Source organism: Frigoribacterium sp. 2-23 (assembly GCF_049601585.1).
In the GTDB taxonomy this organism is placed as follows: domain Bacteria; phylum Actinomycetota; class Actinomycetes; order Actinomycetales; family Microbacteriaceae; genus Frigoribacterium.
Window position 1 is genome coordinate 1,496,010 of record NZ_CP187126.1, and the last position, 17,893, is coordinate 1,513,902.

Consider the following 17,893-nt stretch of genomic DNA (forward strand, 5'->3'; position numbering starts at 1 on the left):
TTTCAGTGGAGGTCGGCGTCGGGACGGGTGCGCGCGGCGCGACCGGCCTCGTGGAGCCGACGCAGATCGTCGAGGGTCGTGCCGGCGAGCGTCCGTTGGCGGGTGTAGCCGCCGTCGTCGACGAGCGGGGCCGCGTGCTCGACGCCGAGGGCCACGGCGCCGGCCGCGAGGGCCGAGGCGAGCCCGGGCGGGCTGTCCTCGATGGCGACGCAGTCGGCGATGTCGACGCCGAGCAGGGCCGCGCCCGTGAGGTAGGCCTCGGGGTGGGGCTTGCTGTGCTCGACCTCGTCGCCGGCGACGACGACGTCGAACGCGTCGAAGTCGATCGCCTCGACCATGAAGTCGGCCATCCGCCGGATCGACATGGTGACGAGCGCCGTCGGGACACCGGCGGCCTTGATCTCGGCCAGCAGCTCACGAGCGCCGGGACGCCACGGCACGTCGTCCGCGACGCGCTCGAGGACGGCGGTCGTCAGGGTGTCGATGATCTCGTCCGCGCTCAGGGCGACGCCGTGGTGCTGCAGCACCCGGGCCGAGTGCCAGAGGCCGGAACCGATCAGCGCGTCGCCGTCGGCACGGGTCCACGTGCCTCCGTGCGCTTCGACGAGTTCGACCTGGCAGTCGTACCAATAGGGCTCGGTGTCCACGAGGGTGCCGTCCATGTCCCAGAGAACGGCGGCGGGAAGCAATCCAGTCACGACGGACGAGTCTAGCCGGGCCGTCGGCGCCGCCCGCTCGACCGTGCCGCCTCGGCGCCGCCCGCACGGTCTATCGTTGTTGGTCAGACGACGGGCCGCCTGCCCGTCGCGGTGAGGACGCAGGTGACGACAACGTCGAGATTCGCAACGGGACGACTCCTGGTCGTCGCCTTCGAAGGCTGGAACGACGCGGGCGAGGCAGCCAGCGGGGTCGCCAAGGTCGTGGTCGAGTCGTTGGGCCTCGAACCCGTGGCCGAACTCGACGGCGAGAGCTACATCGACTACCAGTTCAACCGCCCGCAGGTCGGCCACGACGACGAGGGCAACCGCACGCTGGTCTGGCCCCGCATCCAGTTGCACGGGCCCGTCGGGTCCGCGACGCCGCCCGTCGACCCGACCCGTGCCTCCGAGGTGTTCGTCCTGCTCGGCGCCGAGCCCTCGCGCAGTTGGCGTAACTTCTCGGCCGAGATCGTCGACCTCATCGACGTCTACGCCATCACGGGTGTCGTCTTCTTGGGCGCCATGCTGGCGGACGTCCCGCACACGAGGCCGATCTCGGTCTTCGTCGGCAGCGACAACGCGTCCGTGCGCGACGATCTCGCGGTCGAGCGCAGCACGTACGAGGGGCCGGTCGGCATCCTGTCCGTGCTCGGTGACGCCGTCGAGCAGGCCGGTATCCCGACCCTGTCGATCTGGGCGTCGGTGCCGCACTACGTGCACAACGCGCCGTCGCCGAAAGCCACCCTCGCTCTGATCGACAAGCTCGTCGAGCTGAGTGGCGTCGAGGTGCCCCGCGGCGAGCTCGAGTCGGAGTCCACCGCGTGGGAGTCCGGCATCGATGCCCTGGCGGCCGAGGACGACGACATGGCGGGCTACATCGAACAGCTCGAGCAGGCGCGCGACACGGTCGACTCCCCCGAGGCCTCCGGGGAGGCGATCGCACAGGAGTTCGAGCGCTATCTGCGCCGCCGCGACGGCAAGGGCGACGGCAGGCCGGACGACCCGAGATTCCCGCCGCTCTGAGCGTCCACCCGACCCGCGCCTCCCGAGGTGGCCGTCACGGCGTCCGTCGCCCGGGGACGACCACTCCGTTCTCGTAGGCGAACACGACGGCTGCCGTGCGGTCGCGCAGTTCGAGCTTGCCCAGCACGTTCGAGACGTGCGTCTTGATGGTGGCCTCGCCGAGATACAGCTCGCGCGCGATCTCGGCGTTCGACGACCCGGTCGCCAGCAGGTCGAGCACCTCGCGCTCGCGCTCGGTGAGGGCGAGGAGGCGCGGGTCGGCCCGCCGAGTCGGCCGCCCGTCCGACAGGGCGTGTTCGACGACGGCGCGGGTCAGCTGCGGTGACAGCAAAGCGTCCCCGCGGCGTACGACGCCGATCGCGTCGATCAGCTCCTCGGGAGACGCTGTCTTGAGCAGGAACCCGCCCGCGCCGGCCCGCAGCGCGCGGAACAGGTAGTCGCGTCGACCGAACGTGGTGAGGACGAGCACGGTGATATCGAGACCGGGCAGGGCGAGCACCCGCTCGGTCGCCTCGATGCCGTCCATGCCGGGCATCTCGATGTCCATCACGATGACGTCGGGGTGCAGCTGCGCGGCGAGGGCGATCGCCTCGAGGCCGTCGCGGGCCTCGCCGACGACGTCGATGTCGTCCGTCGTGTCGAGGATGATGCGGAACCCGGTACGGACGAGGTCCTGGTCGTCGACGAGCAGGACTCGGGTTGAGCGTGTCATGGGGTCTCTCGCATCTCGTGTTCCGGGGTCGGCCAGACCGTGTCGCAGGGTGGAGCCGGCAGCTGGGCGCGGACGCGGTAGCCGCCGCGACGCCGGGGCCCGACGACGAGCTCGCCGGCGTGCAGGTCGACCCGCTCGCGCATGCCGCGCTGGCCGAGGCCGGGTCGTGTGTCGTGCGGCGCGTTTCTCGCCGTGGCGGTCGCGGACCCGGCCGTCGCCTCCGCGCCCGGGCCTCCCTCGGAAGGCCGGGCCGTGAGCGGGGCGCGGCCGTCGTCCAGCACCTCGAGCTCGAGGGACCGCTCCCGATAGCGCAGATGGACGTCGGCGACCGACGCCCGCCCGTGCTTCAGCGTGTTGGTCAGCGCCTCCTGGGTGATCCGGTAGACGGTGACCCCGATGCTCTCGGGGATGTCCCGGACGGTGCCGTGCACCTGGAAACGCACGCTCAGGCCGAGGGCCTCCGTCGTGGCGATCAGCTCGGGCAGGTCGGCGAGGCCGGTGACCGACGCGGGGGCCGTCTCGTCGCGGGACCGCAGCACGCTGAGCAGGCGGTCGAGCTCGTCGATCGCGGTGCGCGCGGTGCCCTCGACGGCGGCGAGGGCACCGCGCGCGATCTCGGGACGGTCGAGTGTGCGGCGGGCCGCGCCGGCCTGGATGCCGATGACGGCGACATGGTGGGCGACCACGTCGTGGAGCTCCCGGGCGATCCGGGTGCGCTCTTCGCTGATGGCCTGGTCGGCGATGAGCTCCTGCGCGGCCCTGAGTTCGACCCCGACCCGTTCGAGCGCGTGCAGCCGGGAGGCCGAGACCCGCGCGGCACGTCCGAACGCGACGGCACTGACGAGGAACATCCCGTTGAAGAGCAGCGAGTAGGCGATGGCCGCGACGTTCTCCGGGTTGACCGACGAGGGGTCGACACGGTCGAGGCCGTCCGTCACCTCGAGTACCACCCAGACGAGGAGGCACGCCACGAGGACACCGGTGACGGCCGAGCTGGCGATCAGTGCGGTCCGTCTCGAGCGGGCCCACGCATTGGCGGTGAAGATGACCAGGAACTCGACGAGGGCGGGGGTCAACGTGTCCGGGTAGCCGCGGAACTGCGCTGCGAGGAAGGCGGCGCTGACGACCAGCAGCACGGTGAGAGGAGCCCGGCGCCGGACGGCGACGGGAACGCACAGCACGATCAGCCACAGGATGCTCTCGAGCGGGCCGGGCCGTGGTGCGCTGGCGTCGGCCATGACGATCGCGCTGAGGGCGAGCGTCGCGACGCCGAGCCCGACGAGAGCGGCGGCGATCCAGAGATCGTGCCGTGTCTGACGTCGGGTGGGGGCGCTGCGATCCCGAGCGGGAGGTTCGGCGTCGGCCGCAAGGGGGCCTCTCGATGCGCGCACGAACCCACTGTAGGGCAAGCGCGTGGCGTTATTGAGGATGTATCGCTTAGTGTCGATGTTCGCCTGGCCGAGGCGCACCCGGCTCGGGTCAGCGGGCGATCAACTCGATGCCGAGCAGAGCCTGCACCGCGTCGACCGCGAGTGGGCCCGCGGGCCGGCCTCCCTCGACGAGGGCGTCCACGAGCCCGATGGCCGCGGGTGTGTCGAGATCGTCGCTGAGAGCGAGGCGCAATTCGGCGACGAAGCCGGCGTCCGCTCCGGCGGTGGCGGCCGAGACCGACGAGGCCCACGTCGACCACGTGGCGAGCCGCCCCTCCGCCCCGCGGAGATCGTCGTCGAACCATTCCCAGTCGGATCGGTAGTGGTGGGCCGCGATCGCGAGGCGGATCGCGCGGGGGTCGCGCCCCTCCGCCACCAGCTCGCTGACCTTGACCAGGTTGCCCAGCGACTTGCTCATCTTCTCGCCCTGGTAGGCCACCATGCCGGTGTGCGCGTACTGCTCGGCGTAGGGCTGGCCGGTCAGGGCCGTCCCGTGACCCGCGCTCATCTCGTGGTGGGGGAAGATCAGGTCCGAACCGCCGCCGTTCACCGTGATGGGTGTCGCGAGATGCTGGTGGGCGATCACGGTGCACTCGATGTGCCAGCCCGGTCGGCCGGGACCGAGTGTCGTCGGCCAGGACGGTTCGCCGGCGCGCGCGGAGCGCCAGAGCAAGGGATCGAGGGGGGCGCGTTTGCCGGGTCGATCGGGGTCTCCCCCGCGCTCGGCGAAGAAGCGCCGCATCGTGGGTGCGTCGTACCGGCTCGTCGAACCGAGGTGCCACGTCGTGCTGGACGCGGCTGCGGTGACGTCGAAGTACAGGTCGTCACCGGCGGCGGAGTTGGGCGTGTCGACCGGATAGGCGAAGCCCGATTCCACCAGACGTGCCACGGCGTCGGCGACATCGGTCACGACGTCGGTCACGGCCACGTAGTCGGTCGGCGGGATCACGGCGAGGTGCTGCATGTCGCTGCGGAACAGATCCGTCTGCGAGGCGGCGAGTTCCCGCCAGTCGACACCCGTCGCGGTCGCCCGCTCGAGCAACGGGTCGTCGACGTCCGTCGTGTTCTGGGCGTACGAGACGTCGAGGCCGGCGTCGAGCCAGAGGCGCACGAGCGTGTCGAATGCCAGATAGGTCGAGGCGTGGCCGAGGTGGGTGGCGTCGTACGGCGTGATGCCGCAGACGTAGAGACCCGCCCGGCCGTCGACCGGGATGGTGACCCGCGGACGACCCGACGCGGTGTCGAAGAGCGTCGGCAGGGGCCCCGTGCCCGGCAGGTCGGGGACGGCGGGTCGCGACCAGCTCCTCACGCCGCCACCACGCCCGTCGCGAGCAGCACGATCAGGACGACCCCGAGCACGATGCGGTAGGCGACGAACGGGATGAAGCTCCGCCGGCTGATGTAGTTCATGAAGAACGCGATGACGACGAAGCCGACGACGAACGCCACGAGCGTCGCGGCGAGGGTCTCGCCGAGGGAGTACGGCCCGCTGTTGTCGAAACTCTGCACGAGTTCGTACAAGCCGCTACCGAAGACGGCGGGCACGGCGAGCAAGAAGGAGAAGCGGGCGGCCGCGGGGCGGGTGTAGCCCAGGGCGAGGGCCGTGGTCGTCGTCGCTCCCGAGCGCGAGACGCCGGGGAACAGGGCGAGGACCTGGGCGATGCCGACCCAGATGCCGTGGGAGAAGCGCATCTGCTCGAAGCGCTCCTGCTTGCGCCCGAACCGGTCCGCGACACCGAGCAGGATGCCGAAGACGATGAGGACGATCGCGACGATCCAGAGGCTGCGGAAGACGCTGCGGATGTAGTCCTGGGCGAGGTAGCCGACGATGACGATCGGCAGGGTGCCGATGATGACGAGCCAGCCCATCCGCACATCGGGGTCCGTGCGCGGGATGCGTCCGGTGACGCCCTGGAACCAGCGCACGACGATGCGCTTGATGTCACCCCAGAAGTAGATGACCACGGCCAGCTCGGTGCCGAGTTGGGTGATCGCGGTGAACGTGGCGCCCGGGTCGAACTCGACGGCGCTGTTCGGGTCGGAGAAGAACAGTCCGACCAGTCGCAGGTGTGCGCTCGACGAGATGGGGAGGAACTCCGTGAGGCCTTGGACGAGGCCGAGCAGGAGTGCCTGGAGGAGATGCTCCACGCGGTGGGCCCTTCTTGGTGCGGTGCCGGGTCCGGCCGAGGCCGGCTGACACGGGTCAGTACGTCGCCAGCAGGTCCCTCAGGACGCGACTGCCAAAGGATAGTGCGTCGAGCGGCACCCGCTCGTCGACGCCGTGGAACATCGCGGGGAAGTCCATGTCTTCTCGAAGGCGCAGTGGAGCGAATCCATAGCCCTTGATTCCGAGCAGGCTCAGCGCCTTGTTGTCCGTGCCTCCCGACAACAGGTACGGGAGCACCGGTGCGCCGGGGTCGTGACGATCGAGGGTGCTCGTGATGGCGTCGACGAGGTCCCCGGAGAACGGCGTCTCGAGCCCGATGTCGCGATGCATCGTGACGATCTCCACGTCGGCCCCGATCAGGCTCTGGACCTCGGCCAGGACCGCGTCCTCCTGACCGGGCATGCAGCGGATGTCGACCAGCGCCTCCGCGGTGTCGGGGACGACGTTGTGCTTGTACCCGGCCGTCAGCATGGTCGGGTTCGTCGTCGTGCGGAGCGACCCGCGGATGAAGCCGCGCGCCGTGCCCGTGGCGAGCACGAGCTCGTCGGGTGAGACCTGGTCGACGTCCACGTCGAGGATGCGCGCCACCTGACCCAGCAGGGAGCGCGTGGTGTCGGTGAGGGTGATGGGCCATTCGCGACGCCCGAGCACGGCGACGGCCTCGGCGAGCCGGGTGACGGCGTTCTTCTCGATCATCTGGGAGCCGTGTCCGGCCGTCCCGCGGGCGATCAGCTTGACCCAGACGAGGGCCTTCTCGCCCGTTTGCAGGAGGTACGAGCGGCGTCCGTCGATGAACGTCGAATAGCCGCCCACCTCGCTGATGGCCTCGGTCGCACCCTCGAAGAGCTCGGGGTGCTCGCGCACGAGGAAGTGCGAGCCGAGCACACCCCCGGCCTCCTCGTCGGCGAAGAAGCCGATGACGAGGTCGCGCGCCGGCCGCTCCCCGGACCGGATGATGTCGCCCACCGAGCTCAGCATCATCGCGTCCATGTTCTTCATGTCGACCGCGCCGCGGCCCCACAGCAGGCCGTCCTTGACGACGCCCTCGAACGGATCGACCGACCAGTTGGTCGGGTCGGCCGGGACGACGTCGAGGTGACCGTGCACGACCAGCCCCGGCTTGGCCCGATCGGCTCCCTCGACACGCGCGACCACGCTGACCCGGCCGGGCTCCGACTCGAACGACTGCGGCTCGAGTCCGAGGTCGCGCAGCTTCTCGGCGACGTAGTCGGCCGCGTCGGCCTCGGGATTGGCCTTCCCGCCGCCGTAGTTCGAGGTGTCGAAACGGATCAGGTCGCGGGCGATGGACGCGGTCTCGTCGAGGTCGCCGGTCGGGTCTGCGGACTGCTCGGGGCTCGTCGTCATGCACGCAACGGTACCGTCCTGGCCGTGTGTCGAGAGGGGTCTAAAACCGTGCTAATGTTTCGTGTCGGCTTCGGCAGGCACCACTCGTCCGGGTGGCGGAAATGGCAGACGCGCTAGCTTGAGGTGCTAGTGCCCGTATAGGGCGTGGGGGTTCAAGTCCCCCCTCGGACACTCTGGTTGAGACAGACGAAAGGCCCCGCTTCGGCGGGGCTTTTTTCGTGGGCCGGTCGTAGTGTCGGGGCATGGAATACACACGTCTCGGTCAGTCCGGTCTGCAGGTCTCCACCGTCACCCTCGGGTGCATGAGCTTCGGCGTACCGGACCGCGGTGCCCATCCCTGGAGCATGACGGAGGACGACAGTCGGCCCTTCATCCGGCGGGCCCTCGAAGCGGGCGTGACGACGTTCGACACGGCGGACGTGTACTCCGACGGCACGAGCGAGGAGATCGTGGGGCGTGCACTCGGCGACTTCGCCACGCGAGACGAGGTCGTCATCGCGACCAAGGTCAACGGGCGCATGCGACCCGGGCCGAACGGCGCCGGGCTGTCCCGCGGGCACATCATGTCGGCCATCGACGACAGTCTGCGCCGCCTCGGCACGGACTACGTCGACCTCTATCAGATCCATCGGTGGGACGCGGAGACCCCGATCGAGGAGACGATGGAGGCGTTGCACGATGTGGTCAAGGCGGGCAAGGCCCGCTACATCGGCGCCTCCTCGATGTGGACCTGGCAGTTCGCGCTCGCGCAGCACGCGGCCGACCTCGGCGGTTGGACACGCTTCGTCTCGATGCAGGACCAGTACAGCCTGATCCAGCGCGAAGAGGAACGCGAGATGCATCCCTTCTGCCTCGACCAGGGTGTCGGGGTGATCCCGTGGTCTCCCCTGGCGCGCGGCAAGCTGACTCGCGATTGGGACGCCACGACCGACCGGGCCGAGTCGGACCAGTTCGGCCAGACGCTCTATCGCCAACGCGAGGACGGCGACCGGACCGTGGTCGAGGCCGTGAGGGGCGTCGCGGAGGCGCGGGGCGTCTCCCGCGCACAGGTCGCGCTCGCCTGGGTCCGGCAGCAGGAGGCCGTCTCGTCACCGATCGTGGGCGCCACGAAGATGTCCCACCTCGAGGATGCGATCGCCTCGGTCGACCTCTGGCTGACCGACGACGAGCTGGACGCACTCGAGCGGCCCTATGTCACCCGGGAACCCGAAGGTTTCTGACCTACCCGGACCGAGCCCACGCGAATAGGGTGAGGCCCAGAGGACGGCGACGACGCCGGCCGACCGCGACCATGACCATGGGAGTCGAGATGACCACCGAGCACGACGAGAAGCACGAGCACCACGAGCACGACGAGAAGCACGTCGAGCACACGTCCAGCGAGGCCGACGGATCGTACGTCGACGCGGACATCCCCGGCGACGCCCGCGTCGAGGGGGGACCGCACGATGGCGAGGCCGACGGCGAGTTCACCGACAGCGACATCCCCGGCGACCGCTAGGGTCGAGCCACCAGCCGGAACGCCCCGCCCTCTCCGATCGCGGGGCGTTCCGCTGTGCACGACTCCGGCCGACGAAACAACGGCCGTGGCCCACACACGAACGACGACCGTCGTCCGCTCGCCATCACCGCACGGGCGGCGAGTACGGTCGACCTAGGGAGGAATTATTTCATGACAACTCGTATCGTCATTCTGGGTGGCGGATCGGCAGGCCTGACCGCCGCCTTCGAACTCCAGAAGAAGCAGCCGCCGCAGAGCGCCAGCATCACCCTGATCGACCAGTCGCCGTACTTCACGTACCAGCCCTTCTTGCCCGAGGTGGCCGGTGGCCACATCGCGCCGCGAGACGTCACGGTGCCGCTGCGCAAGGCGCTGCGCAAGGCGAAGGTCATCGAGGCCGCCGTGACCGGGCTCGACTCCGACGCGAAGAAGGTCTCGGTGGAGGCGGCCGACGGCGAGACGTTCGACGTCGCCTACGACCAGCTGATCGTCGCCCTCGGCGCCGTCACGCGGACCTTCCCGACGCCGGGCCTCGCCGAGAACGGCGTCGGATTCAAGAGCGTCGAGGAGGCGCAGTACGTTCGTGATCGCATCCTCGGCAACATCGCCGAGGCCGCGAGCGTGAAGGACAGCGCCGAGCGCCGCAAGCTGCTCACCACCGTGTTCGTCGGTGGCGGCTACACGGGTGTCGAGGCCCTGGCCGAGCTCGACGACGCTGCCAAGGCGGCCGTCGACACGTTCCCGAACCTGTCTCGCGACGAGCTCCGGTTCGTCCTCGTCGAGGCCCTCGACCGCGTCGCCCCCGAGGTCGGACCGGAGCTGTCCAAGTGGACGCTCGGTCAGCTGCGCTCGCGCGGCATCGACATCCGTCTCAAGACGACGATGCCGTCCTGCATCGACGGCGACGTCGTCCTCAGCGACGGCGAGACCATCCCCGCCGGCACGATCGTCTGGACGGCGGGCGTCAAGCCGAACCCCGTCTTCTCCGACATGGGTCTCCCGCTGGGGCCCAAGGGCCACATCAACGTGAGCGCCACGCTCCAGGTCGAGACCGAGGACGGCGTCAAGCTCGACGGCGTCTGGGCTCTCGGCGACGGTGCCCAGGTGCCGAACCTCCTCGCCGACAAGCAGCCGGCCTACTATCCGCCGAACGCGCAGAACGCGGTGCGTCAGGCGGCGACGGTGGCGGAGAACGTCATCGCGACACTCGCCGGTCGTCCCATCGCCGAGTACCGACACGAGTCGCTCGGCACGGTCGCGAGCTTCGGCATCGGCAAGGGCGCGGCGAACATGTTCGGCCTGCAGCTCAAGAACCTCCCGGCCTGGCTCGCGCACCGCGGCTACCACCTGTATGCGATGCCGACGCTGAACCGCAAGTGGCGCATCCTCGCCGGGTGGATCACGAACTTCGTGGGCGGCCGCGACACGACGCCTCTCGTCGGTCTCGGCGACCCGCGCGCCGGGTTCCTGAAGGTCACGCCCAAGGTCGCCCCCAAGAAGTGATCCGCGGCCCGCTCGGGTAGCCGAGCGCAGACACGAAGGAGGCGCGTCCCGAGAACCGGGGCGCGCCTCCTTCGTGCAGAGGGTGCCGCGATCGGGCCCGGACCGGATCAGGCCTCCTGACCCGCGACCCTCTCGGACACCGCGGGGGCGAGCGCCTTGGGCAGCCAGAGCCCGGCGGCGGCCGCGACGGCGAGCAGTGCGCCGGCGGAGCCGAACGCGGCCGCGTACGACACCCGGTCGACGAGGAATCCGGCGACGAGCGGTGCCGCGATCGCGCCCACGTCGGAGCACATGGAGAACACCGCGACGGGCCGCCCGCTGCGTGCCCCGGCGGCGTCGCCGACCAGGGCGGGCGGCGCCGTGCCCATGAAGGCCGTCGCGACGCCGTAGAGGCAGAGGAGTACGCCGAGGGTCCAGACGTCCTGCGTGAAGGCGACGGCGGCGAGGGTCACGCCGGCGACGGCGAACGACGCGATGACGGCGGGCCGTCGGCCCACGACGTCCACGAAACGGCTCGCGGGCGCGAGGGCCAGGGTCTGCGTGACGGCCGCGGCCGCGAAGAGCACGCCCGTCCACGACGACGGCCCGCGGAGCACCTCGACGACGAGGACGGGGACGAGGGCGCTCCGGACGCCGAACGACGACCACCCCTGGGCGAAGTTGGCGAGGCAGGCGACGCGGAAGCGTGCGTCGCGCAACACGTCGCGGAACGGCACGGGCGTCTCGGTCGAGGCGCCGTCGACGCCGCCGCGGTTCGGTGCCGACAAGAGGAAGACGCCGACCAGGCCCGCGACGGCGAGGGTGGCGGCGTAGAAGAAGAACGGCGCCGTGAGCGAGACGGTGGCGAGCAGACCGCCGAGGGCCGGCCCGGCCATGCCGCCGATCAGGAATCCGCCCTGATAGAAGCCGATCGCCCGGGCGCGGACACCCGGTGCCGTCGCGCCGAGCAGCAGCGTCATCGCCGAGATCGTGAACATCGCCGACCCGATCCCGCCCACTCCGCGCAGGATGAGCAGCTGCGGGTAGTCGGCGGCCAGTCCGGCCAGGGCGCTCGACGCGGCGACGACGAAAACGCCGGTGGACAGGACGACCCGCTCCCCCGCGAGATCGATCAACCGCCCGACGAACGGGCTCGCGACGAGACGCATGAGGGCGAACGCCGACAGGACGGCACCGACGAGGGTGTGGTCGACGCCGAAGCTCCGGGCGTAGACGGGGAGCACCGGGACGACGACGCCGAACCCGACCATGACGAAGAAAGCGATCACCCCGAGCACGATGACGTCCCGACCGAGTCGCGGTCGTGGTTCTCGCGCACGGTCTCGTCTCAGCACCGACCCAGCGTAGGGCCTCGGGGCGCCCACGCCCCGGTCGGCAATGTGACGTCGTGTGTCGCGACCGCTGCGGGGACGACGCAGGACGCGAACAATGGCGCTCATGACTCGACGCATCCGGTTCAACGCCTTCGACATGAACTGCGTGGGGCACCAGTCCCCCGGGCTCTGGCGCCACCCCGACGACCGATCGGCCGACTACACGAAGCTCAGCTACTGGACGGGCCTCGCCCGGCTGCTCGAAAAGGGCGTCTTCGACGGCATCTTCATCGCCGACGTGCTCGGATCGTACGACGTGTACGGCGGCTCGAACGAGGCGACCTTGCGCAACGGCACCCAGACCCCGGTCGGCGACCCGATCCTCCTGGTGTCGGCCATGGCGGCGGCCACCGAGCACCTCGGGTTCGGCATCACGGCGGGCACGGCCTACGAGCACCCGTATCCGTTCGCGCGGCGCATGTCGACGCTCGATCACCTCACGGACGGGCGCGTCGGCTGGAACGTCGTGACCGGCTACCTGCCGAGCGCCGCTCGCAACCTCGGCGCGGACGACCAGCTCGACCACGACACGCGCTACGACCAGGCCGACGAGTACCTCGAGGTGCTCTACAAGCTGTGGGAGGGCTCGTGGGAGGACGACGCCGTCGTGCGCGACCGTGGGACGGGCGTCTTCACCGATCCGAGCAAAGTGCACGAGATCGGCCACGAGGGCACCTACTACAAGGTGCCCGGCATCCACATCGCGGAGCCGAGCCCGCAGCGCACGCCGGTCATCTATCAGGCGGGGGCCTCCCCGCGGGGGATCGCCTTCGCCGCCGGTCACGCGGAGTCCATCTTCGTGGCCGCGCCGACCAAGGCCGTCCTGCGCGAGACGGTGGCGAAGATCCGGGACGCCCTGGAGGCGGCCGGTCGCGACCGCTACTCGGCCCGCATCTACACGCTGTTGACGATCATCACGGATGCGACCCCCGAGAAGGCGCGCGCCAAGCACGAGGAGTACCAGCGCTACGCCAGTCACGAGGGCGCGCTCGTGCTGATGTCCGGGTGGATGGGTGTCGACCTGTCGACCTACTCCCTGGACGATCCGGTCGGAGACGTGCAGAGCAACGCCATCCAGTCGGCGGTCGCGAACCTGCAGGCCGCCTCGGACGAGACGGGCCGCCCGTGGACCATCCGCGACATCGCCGAGGCCGCGGGCATCGGCGGCCTCGGCCCCCGCATCGTCGGCTCGGGCGAGGAGATCGCGGACCAGTTGCAGGAGTGGGTGGAGGAGACCGACGTCGACGGCTTTAACCTCGCCTACGCCATCACGCCGGGAACCTTCGAGGACATCGTCGAACACGTCATTCCGATCCTGCAGGAGCGTGGGGTGTACCCGACGGAGTACGAGCCCGGAACGCTCCGGCAGAAACTGTTCGGCCAGGGCGACCGTCTGCCCGACGAGCACCACGGTTCGCGGTTCAAGATCGGGAACGCGTCGAAGGCCCTTTAGCACAGGCATCCTCGAAAATTGTGAGGATCGTTACAGGAACTCCTGTGACGGTCCTCACTGTTCGTGGTTTGACCAGGCTTTTCGTGACACGGGCCAAACCTGGCAAAAGGCACGGACCAGGGTGTCGTCCCGGTCTCACGACGACATCGGTTCATCGACCTCTCGTTATGGTGGACGCTGCTCGACCCCCGACGGGTCGGCGACGGACAGCTGACGATGACGGTGTGACGAGGAGTGGGTCGATTTGGCGTGGGATTTCGTGGTCGATCGATGGGACCAGATCTGGTTCGCCTCCTGGCAGCACTTCTCGCTCGTCGTCCAATGCCTCGTCCTGGCGGTGATCGTCGCCGTCGTCATCGCGGCCCTCGTCTATCGCAGTGAGCGTCTCTCGGCGCTCGCCAACGGCGTCTCGGCCATCGGTCTCACGCTGCCGTCGTTCGCCGTGATCGGCCTGCTCATCGCGCCCGCCGGGTTCGGCGTGCTGCCATCCGTGATCGTCGTGACGTTCTTCGCCGCTCTGCCCATCCTGCGCAACGCGGTGGTCGGCCTGACCGAGGTCGACGGAGCCATCGTCGAGTCGGCTCGAGGCATCGGCATGAGCCCGTTCCGCACGTTCGCCACCGTCCAACTGCCGTTGGCCTGGCCCGTCATCCTCACGGGCGTGCGGGTGTCGGCGCAGATGGTGATGGGCATCGCGGCCGTCGCGGCGTACGCACTCGGCCCGGGCCTCGGCGGTTTCATCTTCTCGGGTCTGTCCCGACTCGGCGGAGCGAACTCCCTCGCGTCCGTCGTCACCGGGGTCGTGGGCGTCGTCGTGCTCGCCCTGATCCTCGATCTCCTTCTCGTCGGCCTCGGCCGCCTGACCATCTCGCGAGGTATCCGTGTCCGCAGCTGAGCCCACCACCACCGTCACCGGCAAGAGCATCCTGCTCGACCAGGTCACCAAGCGGTACCCCGGACAGACGAAGCCCGCCGTCGACGGCATCACGCTCGAGATCCCGGCCGGCAAGATCGTCGCGCTGGTCGGCCCGTCCGGCTGTGGCAAGACGACGACGCTGAAGATGCTCAACCGGCTGATCGAGCCGACCGAGGGGCGCATCGTGCTCGGCGACGACGACGTCACCTCGATCGACGGCGACGAGCTGCGCCGCCGCATCGGCTATGTCATCCAGGCGGGCGGGCTCTTCCCCCACATGACCGTGGCCGCCAACATCGCGCTCGTGCCGAAGATGCTCGGCTGGTCCAAGGACCGCATCGCAGCCCGCGTGGACGAGCTGCTCGAACTCGTCTCCCTCGACCCCGACACGTACCGGGGGCGGTACCCGCGTGAGCTGTCGGGAGGCCAGCAGCAGCGGATCGGTGTCGCCCGGGCCCTCGCAGCCGACCCGCCCGTGCTGCTCATGGACGAGCCGTTCGGCGCGGTCGACCCGATCACGCGCCAGCGCCTGCAGGACGAGCTCATCAACATCCAGCACGAGCTGCAGAAGACCATCGTCATCGTGACGCACGACTTCGACGAGGCCGTGAAGCTGGGCGACTGGATCGTCGTGTTCTCGGAGGGCGCGCACATCGTGCAGTACGACACCCCGGAGCGCATCCTCGCCGAGCCCGCGAACGAGTTCGTCGAGAACTTCATCGGCTCGGGTGCCGGTCTCAAGCAGCTCACCCTGTCGCGGGTGTCCGAGGTCGATCTGGCCGAGGCCGTCGTGGCGACCCCCGGTGAGAGCGGCGCCGCCGTCCTCGCCCGGGTCGAGGCCGCCGGGCACGAACACGCCGTCGTCGTCGACGACCGGAAGCGCCCGCTGCGCTGGCCGTCCAAGCGTCAGCTCGCGCGCTACGAGACGATCCCTGCGGGGCCCGACCCGGACCTCCCCGTCGTGGGCAGCGGGGCGACCCTGAACGACGCCCTGGACACCATGCTCGTGTCGAGTGCCGGCGCGGCTCTCGTGACCGGCCGTCGCGACGCCTTCATCGGCGTCATCACGGTCGAGGTCGTGATGGACGCCATCACCCGGGCTCGGACCGCGGCCAAGACGGCCGGCGATGCTCCCGTCGGAACGAACACGGGCCCCGTGCAGACCATCGCCGCGACGGACTCGGCGTCGTCCGACGGCGAGGCGGCATGAGCGGCGCCGCAGCGGCCGTCGATGGCGGCGCCACCACGACCGAGGTCGACGAGGTATCCCGCGAACCGCGACGGACCGCACGATCGAGCGGACGCCTCGGGCTGATCCTGCAGCCGATCGCGATCCTCGTCGTCCTGGCGGCGTTCGCCGTCTGGTTGGCGACGGCCGACCTGACGGCCGGCGAACGGACGACCCTCAACCCGGCCGATCTGCTGGCCTACACCGGTGAACACCTGGCCCTGACGTTCGTCTCGGCGGTCATCGTGCTCGTCATCGGCATCCCCCTCGGCATCGTGTTGACCCGCCGCCCGTTCAACCGGTTCAGCGTCGGGGTGCTCGCGGTGGCGAACTTCGGGCAGGCGGCGCCGGCCATCGGCCTCGTCGTGCTGCTCGCCTTCTGGCTCGGCTTCTCGTTCTGGGCGGCCGTCGTCGCACTCGTGCTGTACGCGATGCTGCCCGTGCTGCGGAACACCATGATCGGCCTGCAGAGCGTCGACGAGCGTCTGGTCGAGGCCGGGCGCGGCATGGGGATGAGCGCGTTCTCCGTGCTGATCAGGGTCGAACTCCCACTCGCCGTGCCGGTCATGCTCTCGGGCATCCGCACCGCCCTCGTGCTCCTCGTCGGCTCGGCCGCCCTGGCGACGTTCATCGGCGCGGGCGGACTCGGCCTCCTCATCACCACGGGCGTGAATCTCTTCCTGCCGCGGGTGCTCGTGTCGGGGGCGCTCCTGATCGCCCTGCTCGCCCTGCTCATCGACTGGATCGGACGCGTCGTCGAGCACGTCGCCCGCCCGAAGGGACTGTGACCATGGCCGTCTTCACCCAGAAGCGTCCTCGCCGGCTGCGCCGCGCCTCCTTGGCCATCGGAACGATCGCGGTGGCGGGTCTCGCCCTCACCGGGTGCGGTCTGCAACCGGCGACGTCGTTCGTGCCCGCCGTCGCCTCGGGTTCGATCAAGCCCGTCGACGGTCTGCCCGAGGACGCCGCCATCACCGTGACGGCGAAGAACTTCACGGAGCAGTTGGTGCTCGGCAAGATCGCCGTGCTCGCCGCGACCGCGGCCGGTTTCGAGGTCACCGACATGACGAACGTGCCCGGCAGTGTCGCCGTGCGGCAGCTCATGCTCGAGGGTCAGGCCGACATGACGTACGAGTACACCGGCACCGCGTGGCTGACCTACCTCGGCGAGGATGCCGGCATCCCGGACCAGGCCGAGCAGTACGAGGCCGTCCGCGACGCGGACGCCGAGAACGGCTTGACCTGGTTGCCGCCCGCCCCGCTGAACAACACCTACGCCATGGCGGTCCGGTCGGAGGCGGTGCCCGAGCTAGGTGGGATCACGACCCTCTCGCAGATCGCCGAGCTGCCGGTCGACCAGCGAACGTTCTGCGTCGAGGCGGAGTTCAACTCCCGGGCGGACGGCTTCAAGCCGATGCTGGAGCACTACGGTCTGACCCTCGGCAGCCCGGACGGCGTGCCGACGAGCAATGTCAGCATCCTCGACACGGGCACGGTCTACACCGCCACCGATCGGGGGCGCTGCAACTTCGGCGAGGTGTTCACGACCGATGGCCGGATCGACTCGCTCGATCTCAGCGTGCTCGACGACGACCAGGGGTTCTTCCCTGCCTACAACGCCGCCCCGGTGCTGTCGTCGAAGACGCTGGAGGAGTACCCGCAGCTCGCGGACGTGTACGACGCGATCTCGCCCGCGCTGACGGACACGGAGCTGCGCCAGCTGAACCTCCGCGTCGACGTCGGCGGCGAGGAGCCCGCGGACGTCGCGTTCGACTGGATGGTGACGCAGGGCTTCATCTCGCGTCCCTGATCGACGCGGAGTGAGTCCTCCACAGGGCCGGTCGTGTCGACCGGCCCTGTGTGCTGTCGCCGGGGCGTGCCGCGGCGGCGAGACCCTGGGCACATGACCGCCCTCTCTGCACCCGCCCGCCCTCCGTCCCCTCGGCCGGCCGTCAGCCGGGCCGATGTGCTCGCGATCGCCCGAGAGCTCGTGCCGGTGGCCATCCGGCGGCAGCTCTGGGTGCTGTTCTTCGACCGCGACGGCGTGCAGCTGCCGATGGTCGTGCCGCTCGACGTCGGCCCCGGACGGCCCGACGTGCGGGAGGTCGAACACCTGCTCGCATCGCTGGCCCGCGTGGCCGAGGAGTTCGGCGCCGCGTCCATCGCCGCCGTGATCGAGTGGCCGCCTGCGCACGGGCGGGTCGCGCGCGACCGCGACTGGGCCCGCACGCTGCGAGAGTGTGCCGATCGGCTCTCAGTCGACCTCGTCGACGTCGTCTGCTGCGCCGCCGCGGGGGTCGACGACCTCGCCGTCGACGTGACGCCACCAGGCCGTCTCGGCGAGCTCGGCCGAGGTGTAGACACCGAGCGGTGACTGCTCGGCCTCGAGCAACGACCAGCGCAGGAGGCGGTAGCCGCCCCCGAAGGACGTCACCGTGGCCTCGGGCGCCGAGTCGAGACCACGCCGGACGAGCCAGGTGTCGGGAGAGGTCTGTTCGAGCACGACCTCAAGGGTACGCGCCGA

At 70.0% G+C, this 17,893-nt stretch carries 17 protein-coding genes and 1 tRNA gene; 11 read left to right on the forward strand and 7 right to left on the reverse strand.

What is annotated here, in order from left to right; translation table 11 throughout:
- Positions 1 to 2 precede the first annotated feature (2 nt).
- Complete coding sequence (locus tag ACPEEZ_RS07065; protein ID WP_423924202.1) at positions 3 to 662, reverse strand: HAD family hydrolase; 660 nt, start codon at positions 660 to 662, stop codon at positions 3 to 5.
- A gap of 159 nt (positions 663 to 821) precedes the next feature.
- On the opposite strand from ACPEEZ_RS07065, the gene ACPEEZ_RS07070 reads away from it, so the two are divergent.
- Positions 822 to 1,721 (forward strand): PAC2 family protein, encoded by a 900-nt coding sequence (locus ACPEEZ_RS07070; RefSeq protein ID WP_423924050.1) that lies wholly within the window; start codon positions 822 to 824, stop codon positions 1,719 to 1,721.
- 34 nt (positions 1,722 to 1,755) lie between these two features.
- On the opposite strand, the gene ACPEEZ_RS07075 is transcribed toward ACPEEZ_RS07070, so the two are convergent.
- From ACPEEZ_RS07075 to ACPEEZ_RS07095, 5 genes are all read right to left on the reverse strand, one after another.
- Entirely contained in the window at positions 1,756 to 2,433 is a 678-nt protein-coding gene (locus tag ACPEEZ_RS07075) for a response regulator (RefSeq protein ID WP_423924051.1), read from the reverse strand.
- Positions 2,430 to 3,824 carry a sensor histidine kinase gene (locus tag ACPEEZ_RS07080; protein ID WP_423924052.1) on the reverse strand — a complete coding sequence of 465 codons (1,395 nt, stop codon included), beginning with the start codon at positions 3,822 to 3,824 and terminating at the stop codon, positions 2,430 to 2,432. The genes ACPEEZ_RS07075 and ACPEEZ_RS07080 overlap by 4 nt, the downstream gene beginning before the upstream one ends.
- An 88-nt stretch (positions 3,825 to 3,912) precedes the next feature.
- Entirely contained in the window at positions 3,913 to 5,172 is a 1,260-nt protein-coding gene (gene mshC / locus ACPEEZ_RS07085; RefSeq protein ID WP_423924053.1) for a cysteine--1-D-myo-inosityl 2-amino-2-deoxy-alpha-D-glucopyranoside ligase, read from the reverse strand.
- The gene (locus ACPEEZ_RS07090; RefSeq protein ID WP_423924054.1) at positions 5,169 to 6,011 is read right to left on the reverse strand and encodes an undecaprenyl-diphosphate phosphatase; all 843 of its coding nucleotides are present in this window, start codon (positions 6,009 to 6,011) and stop codon (positions 5,169 to 5,171) included. The genes mshC and ACPEEZ_RS07090 overlap by 4 nt, the downstream gene beginning before the upstream one ends.
- Positions 6,012 to 6,066: 55 nt before the next feature.
- On the reverse strand, positions 6,067 to 7,395 hold the full coding sequence (locus ACPEEZ_RS07095) for a M20/M25/M40 family metallo-hydrolase (protein WP_423924055.1): 1,329 nt from the start codon (positions 7,393 to 7,395) through the stop codon (positions 6,067 to 6,069).
- Between the two features lie 86 nt (positions 7,396 to 7,481).
- Here ACPEEZ_RS07095 and ACPEEZ_RS07100 point away from each other — a divergent pair.
- The 4 genes from ACPEEZ_RS07100 (at position 7,482) to ACPEEZ_RS07115 (ending at position 10,399) form a co-directional block, all read left to right on the forward strand.
- A tRNA-Leu gene (locus ACPEEZ_RS07100) sits at positions 7,482 to 7,566 on the forward strand.
- Positions 7,567 to 7,637: 71 nt separating this feature from the next.
- Entirely contained in the window at positions 7,638 to 8,615 is a 978-nt protein-coding gene (locus ACPEEZ_RS07105) for an aldo/keto reductase (protein ID WP_423924056.1), read from the forward strand.
- 89 nt (positions 8,616 to 8,704) lie between these two features.
- The gene (locus ACPEEZ_RS07110) at positions 8,705 to 8,896 is read left to right on the forward strand and encodes a hypothetical protein (RefSeq protein ID WP_423924057.1); all 192 of its coding nucleotides are present in this window, start codon (positions 8,705 to 8,707) and stop codon (positions 8,894 to 8,896) included.
- Between the two features lie 171 nt (positions 8,897 to 9,067).
- Positions 9,068 to 10,399, forward strand: a complete 1,332-nt coding sequence (locus ACPEEZ_RS07115; RefSeq protein WP_423924058.1) for an NAD(P)/FAD-dependent oxidoreductase — start codon at positions 9,068 to 9,070, stop codon at positions 10,397 to 10,399.
- Between the two features lie 107 nt (positions 10,400 to 10,506).
- On the opposite strand, the gene ACPEEZ_RS07120 is transcribed toward ACPEEZ_RS07115, so the two are convergent.
- Positions 10,507 to 11,667: an MFS transporter gene (locus ACPEEZ_RS07120; protein WP_423924059.1), complete on the reverse strand. Its 1,161-nt coding sequence runs from the start codon at positions 11,665 to 11,667 to the stop codon at positions 10,507 to 10,509.
- 169 nt (positions 11,668 to 11,836) lie between these two features.
- Here ACPEEZ_RS07120 and ACPEEZ_RS07125 point away from each other — a divergent pair, with 169 nt between their 5' ends.
- From ACPEEZ_RS07125 to ACPEEZ_RS07150, 6 genes are all read left to right on the forward strand, one after another.
- Positions 11,837 to 13,225, forward strand: a complete 1,389-nt coding sequence (locus tag ACPEEZ_RS07125) for an LLM class flavin-dependent oxidoreductase (protein ID WP_423924060.1) — start codon at positions 11,837 to 11,839, stop codon at positions 13,223 to 13,225.
- Positions 13,226 to 13,484: 259 nt separating this feature from the next.
- On the forward strand, positions 13,485 to 14,120 hold the full coding sequence (locus tag ACPEEZ_RS07130; protein WP_423924061.1) for an ABC transporter permease: 636 nt from the start codon (positions 13,485 to 13,487) through the stop codon (positions 14,118 to 14,120).
- Positions 14,107 to 15,351, forward strand: a complete 1,245-nt coding sequence (locus ACPEEZ_RS07135; protein ID WP_423924062.1) for an ATP-binding cassette domain-containing protein — start codon at positions 14,107 to 14,109, stop codon at positions 15,349 to 15,351. The genes ACPEEZ_RS07130 and ACPEEZ_RS07135 overlap by 14 nt, the downstream gene beginning before the upstream one ends.
- Positions 15,348 to 16,157 (forward strand): ABC transporter permease, encoded by an 810-nt coding sequence (locus ACPEEZ_RS07140; RefSeq protein ID WP_423924063.1) that lies wholly within the window; start codon positions 15,348 to 15,350, stop codon positions 16,155 to 16,157. Before ACPEEZ_RS07135 ends, ACPEEZ_RS07140 begins: the two co-directional genes overlap by 4 nt.
- 2 nt (positions 16,158 to 16,159) lie before the next feature.
- On the forward strand, positions 16,160 to 17,179 hold the full coding sequence (locus tag ACPEEZ_RS07145; RefSeq protein WP_423924064.1) for a glycine betaine ABC transporter substrate-binding protein: 1,020 nt from the start codon (positions 16,160 to 16,162) through the stop codon (positions 17,177 to 17,179).
- 93 nt (positions 17,180 to 17,272) lie between these two features.
- A complete protein-coding gene (locus ACPEEZ_RS07150) occupies positions 17,273 to 17,743 on the forward strand; it encodes a hypothetical protein (RefSeq protein WP_423924065.1) in 471 nt (156 codons plus the stop codon).
- The last annotated feature ends 150 nt before the right edge of the window (positions 17,744 to 17,893 follow it).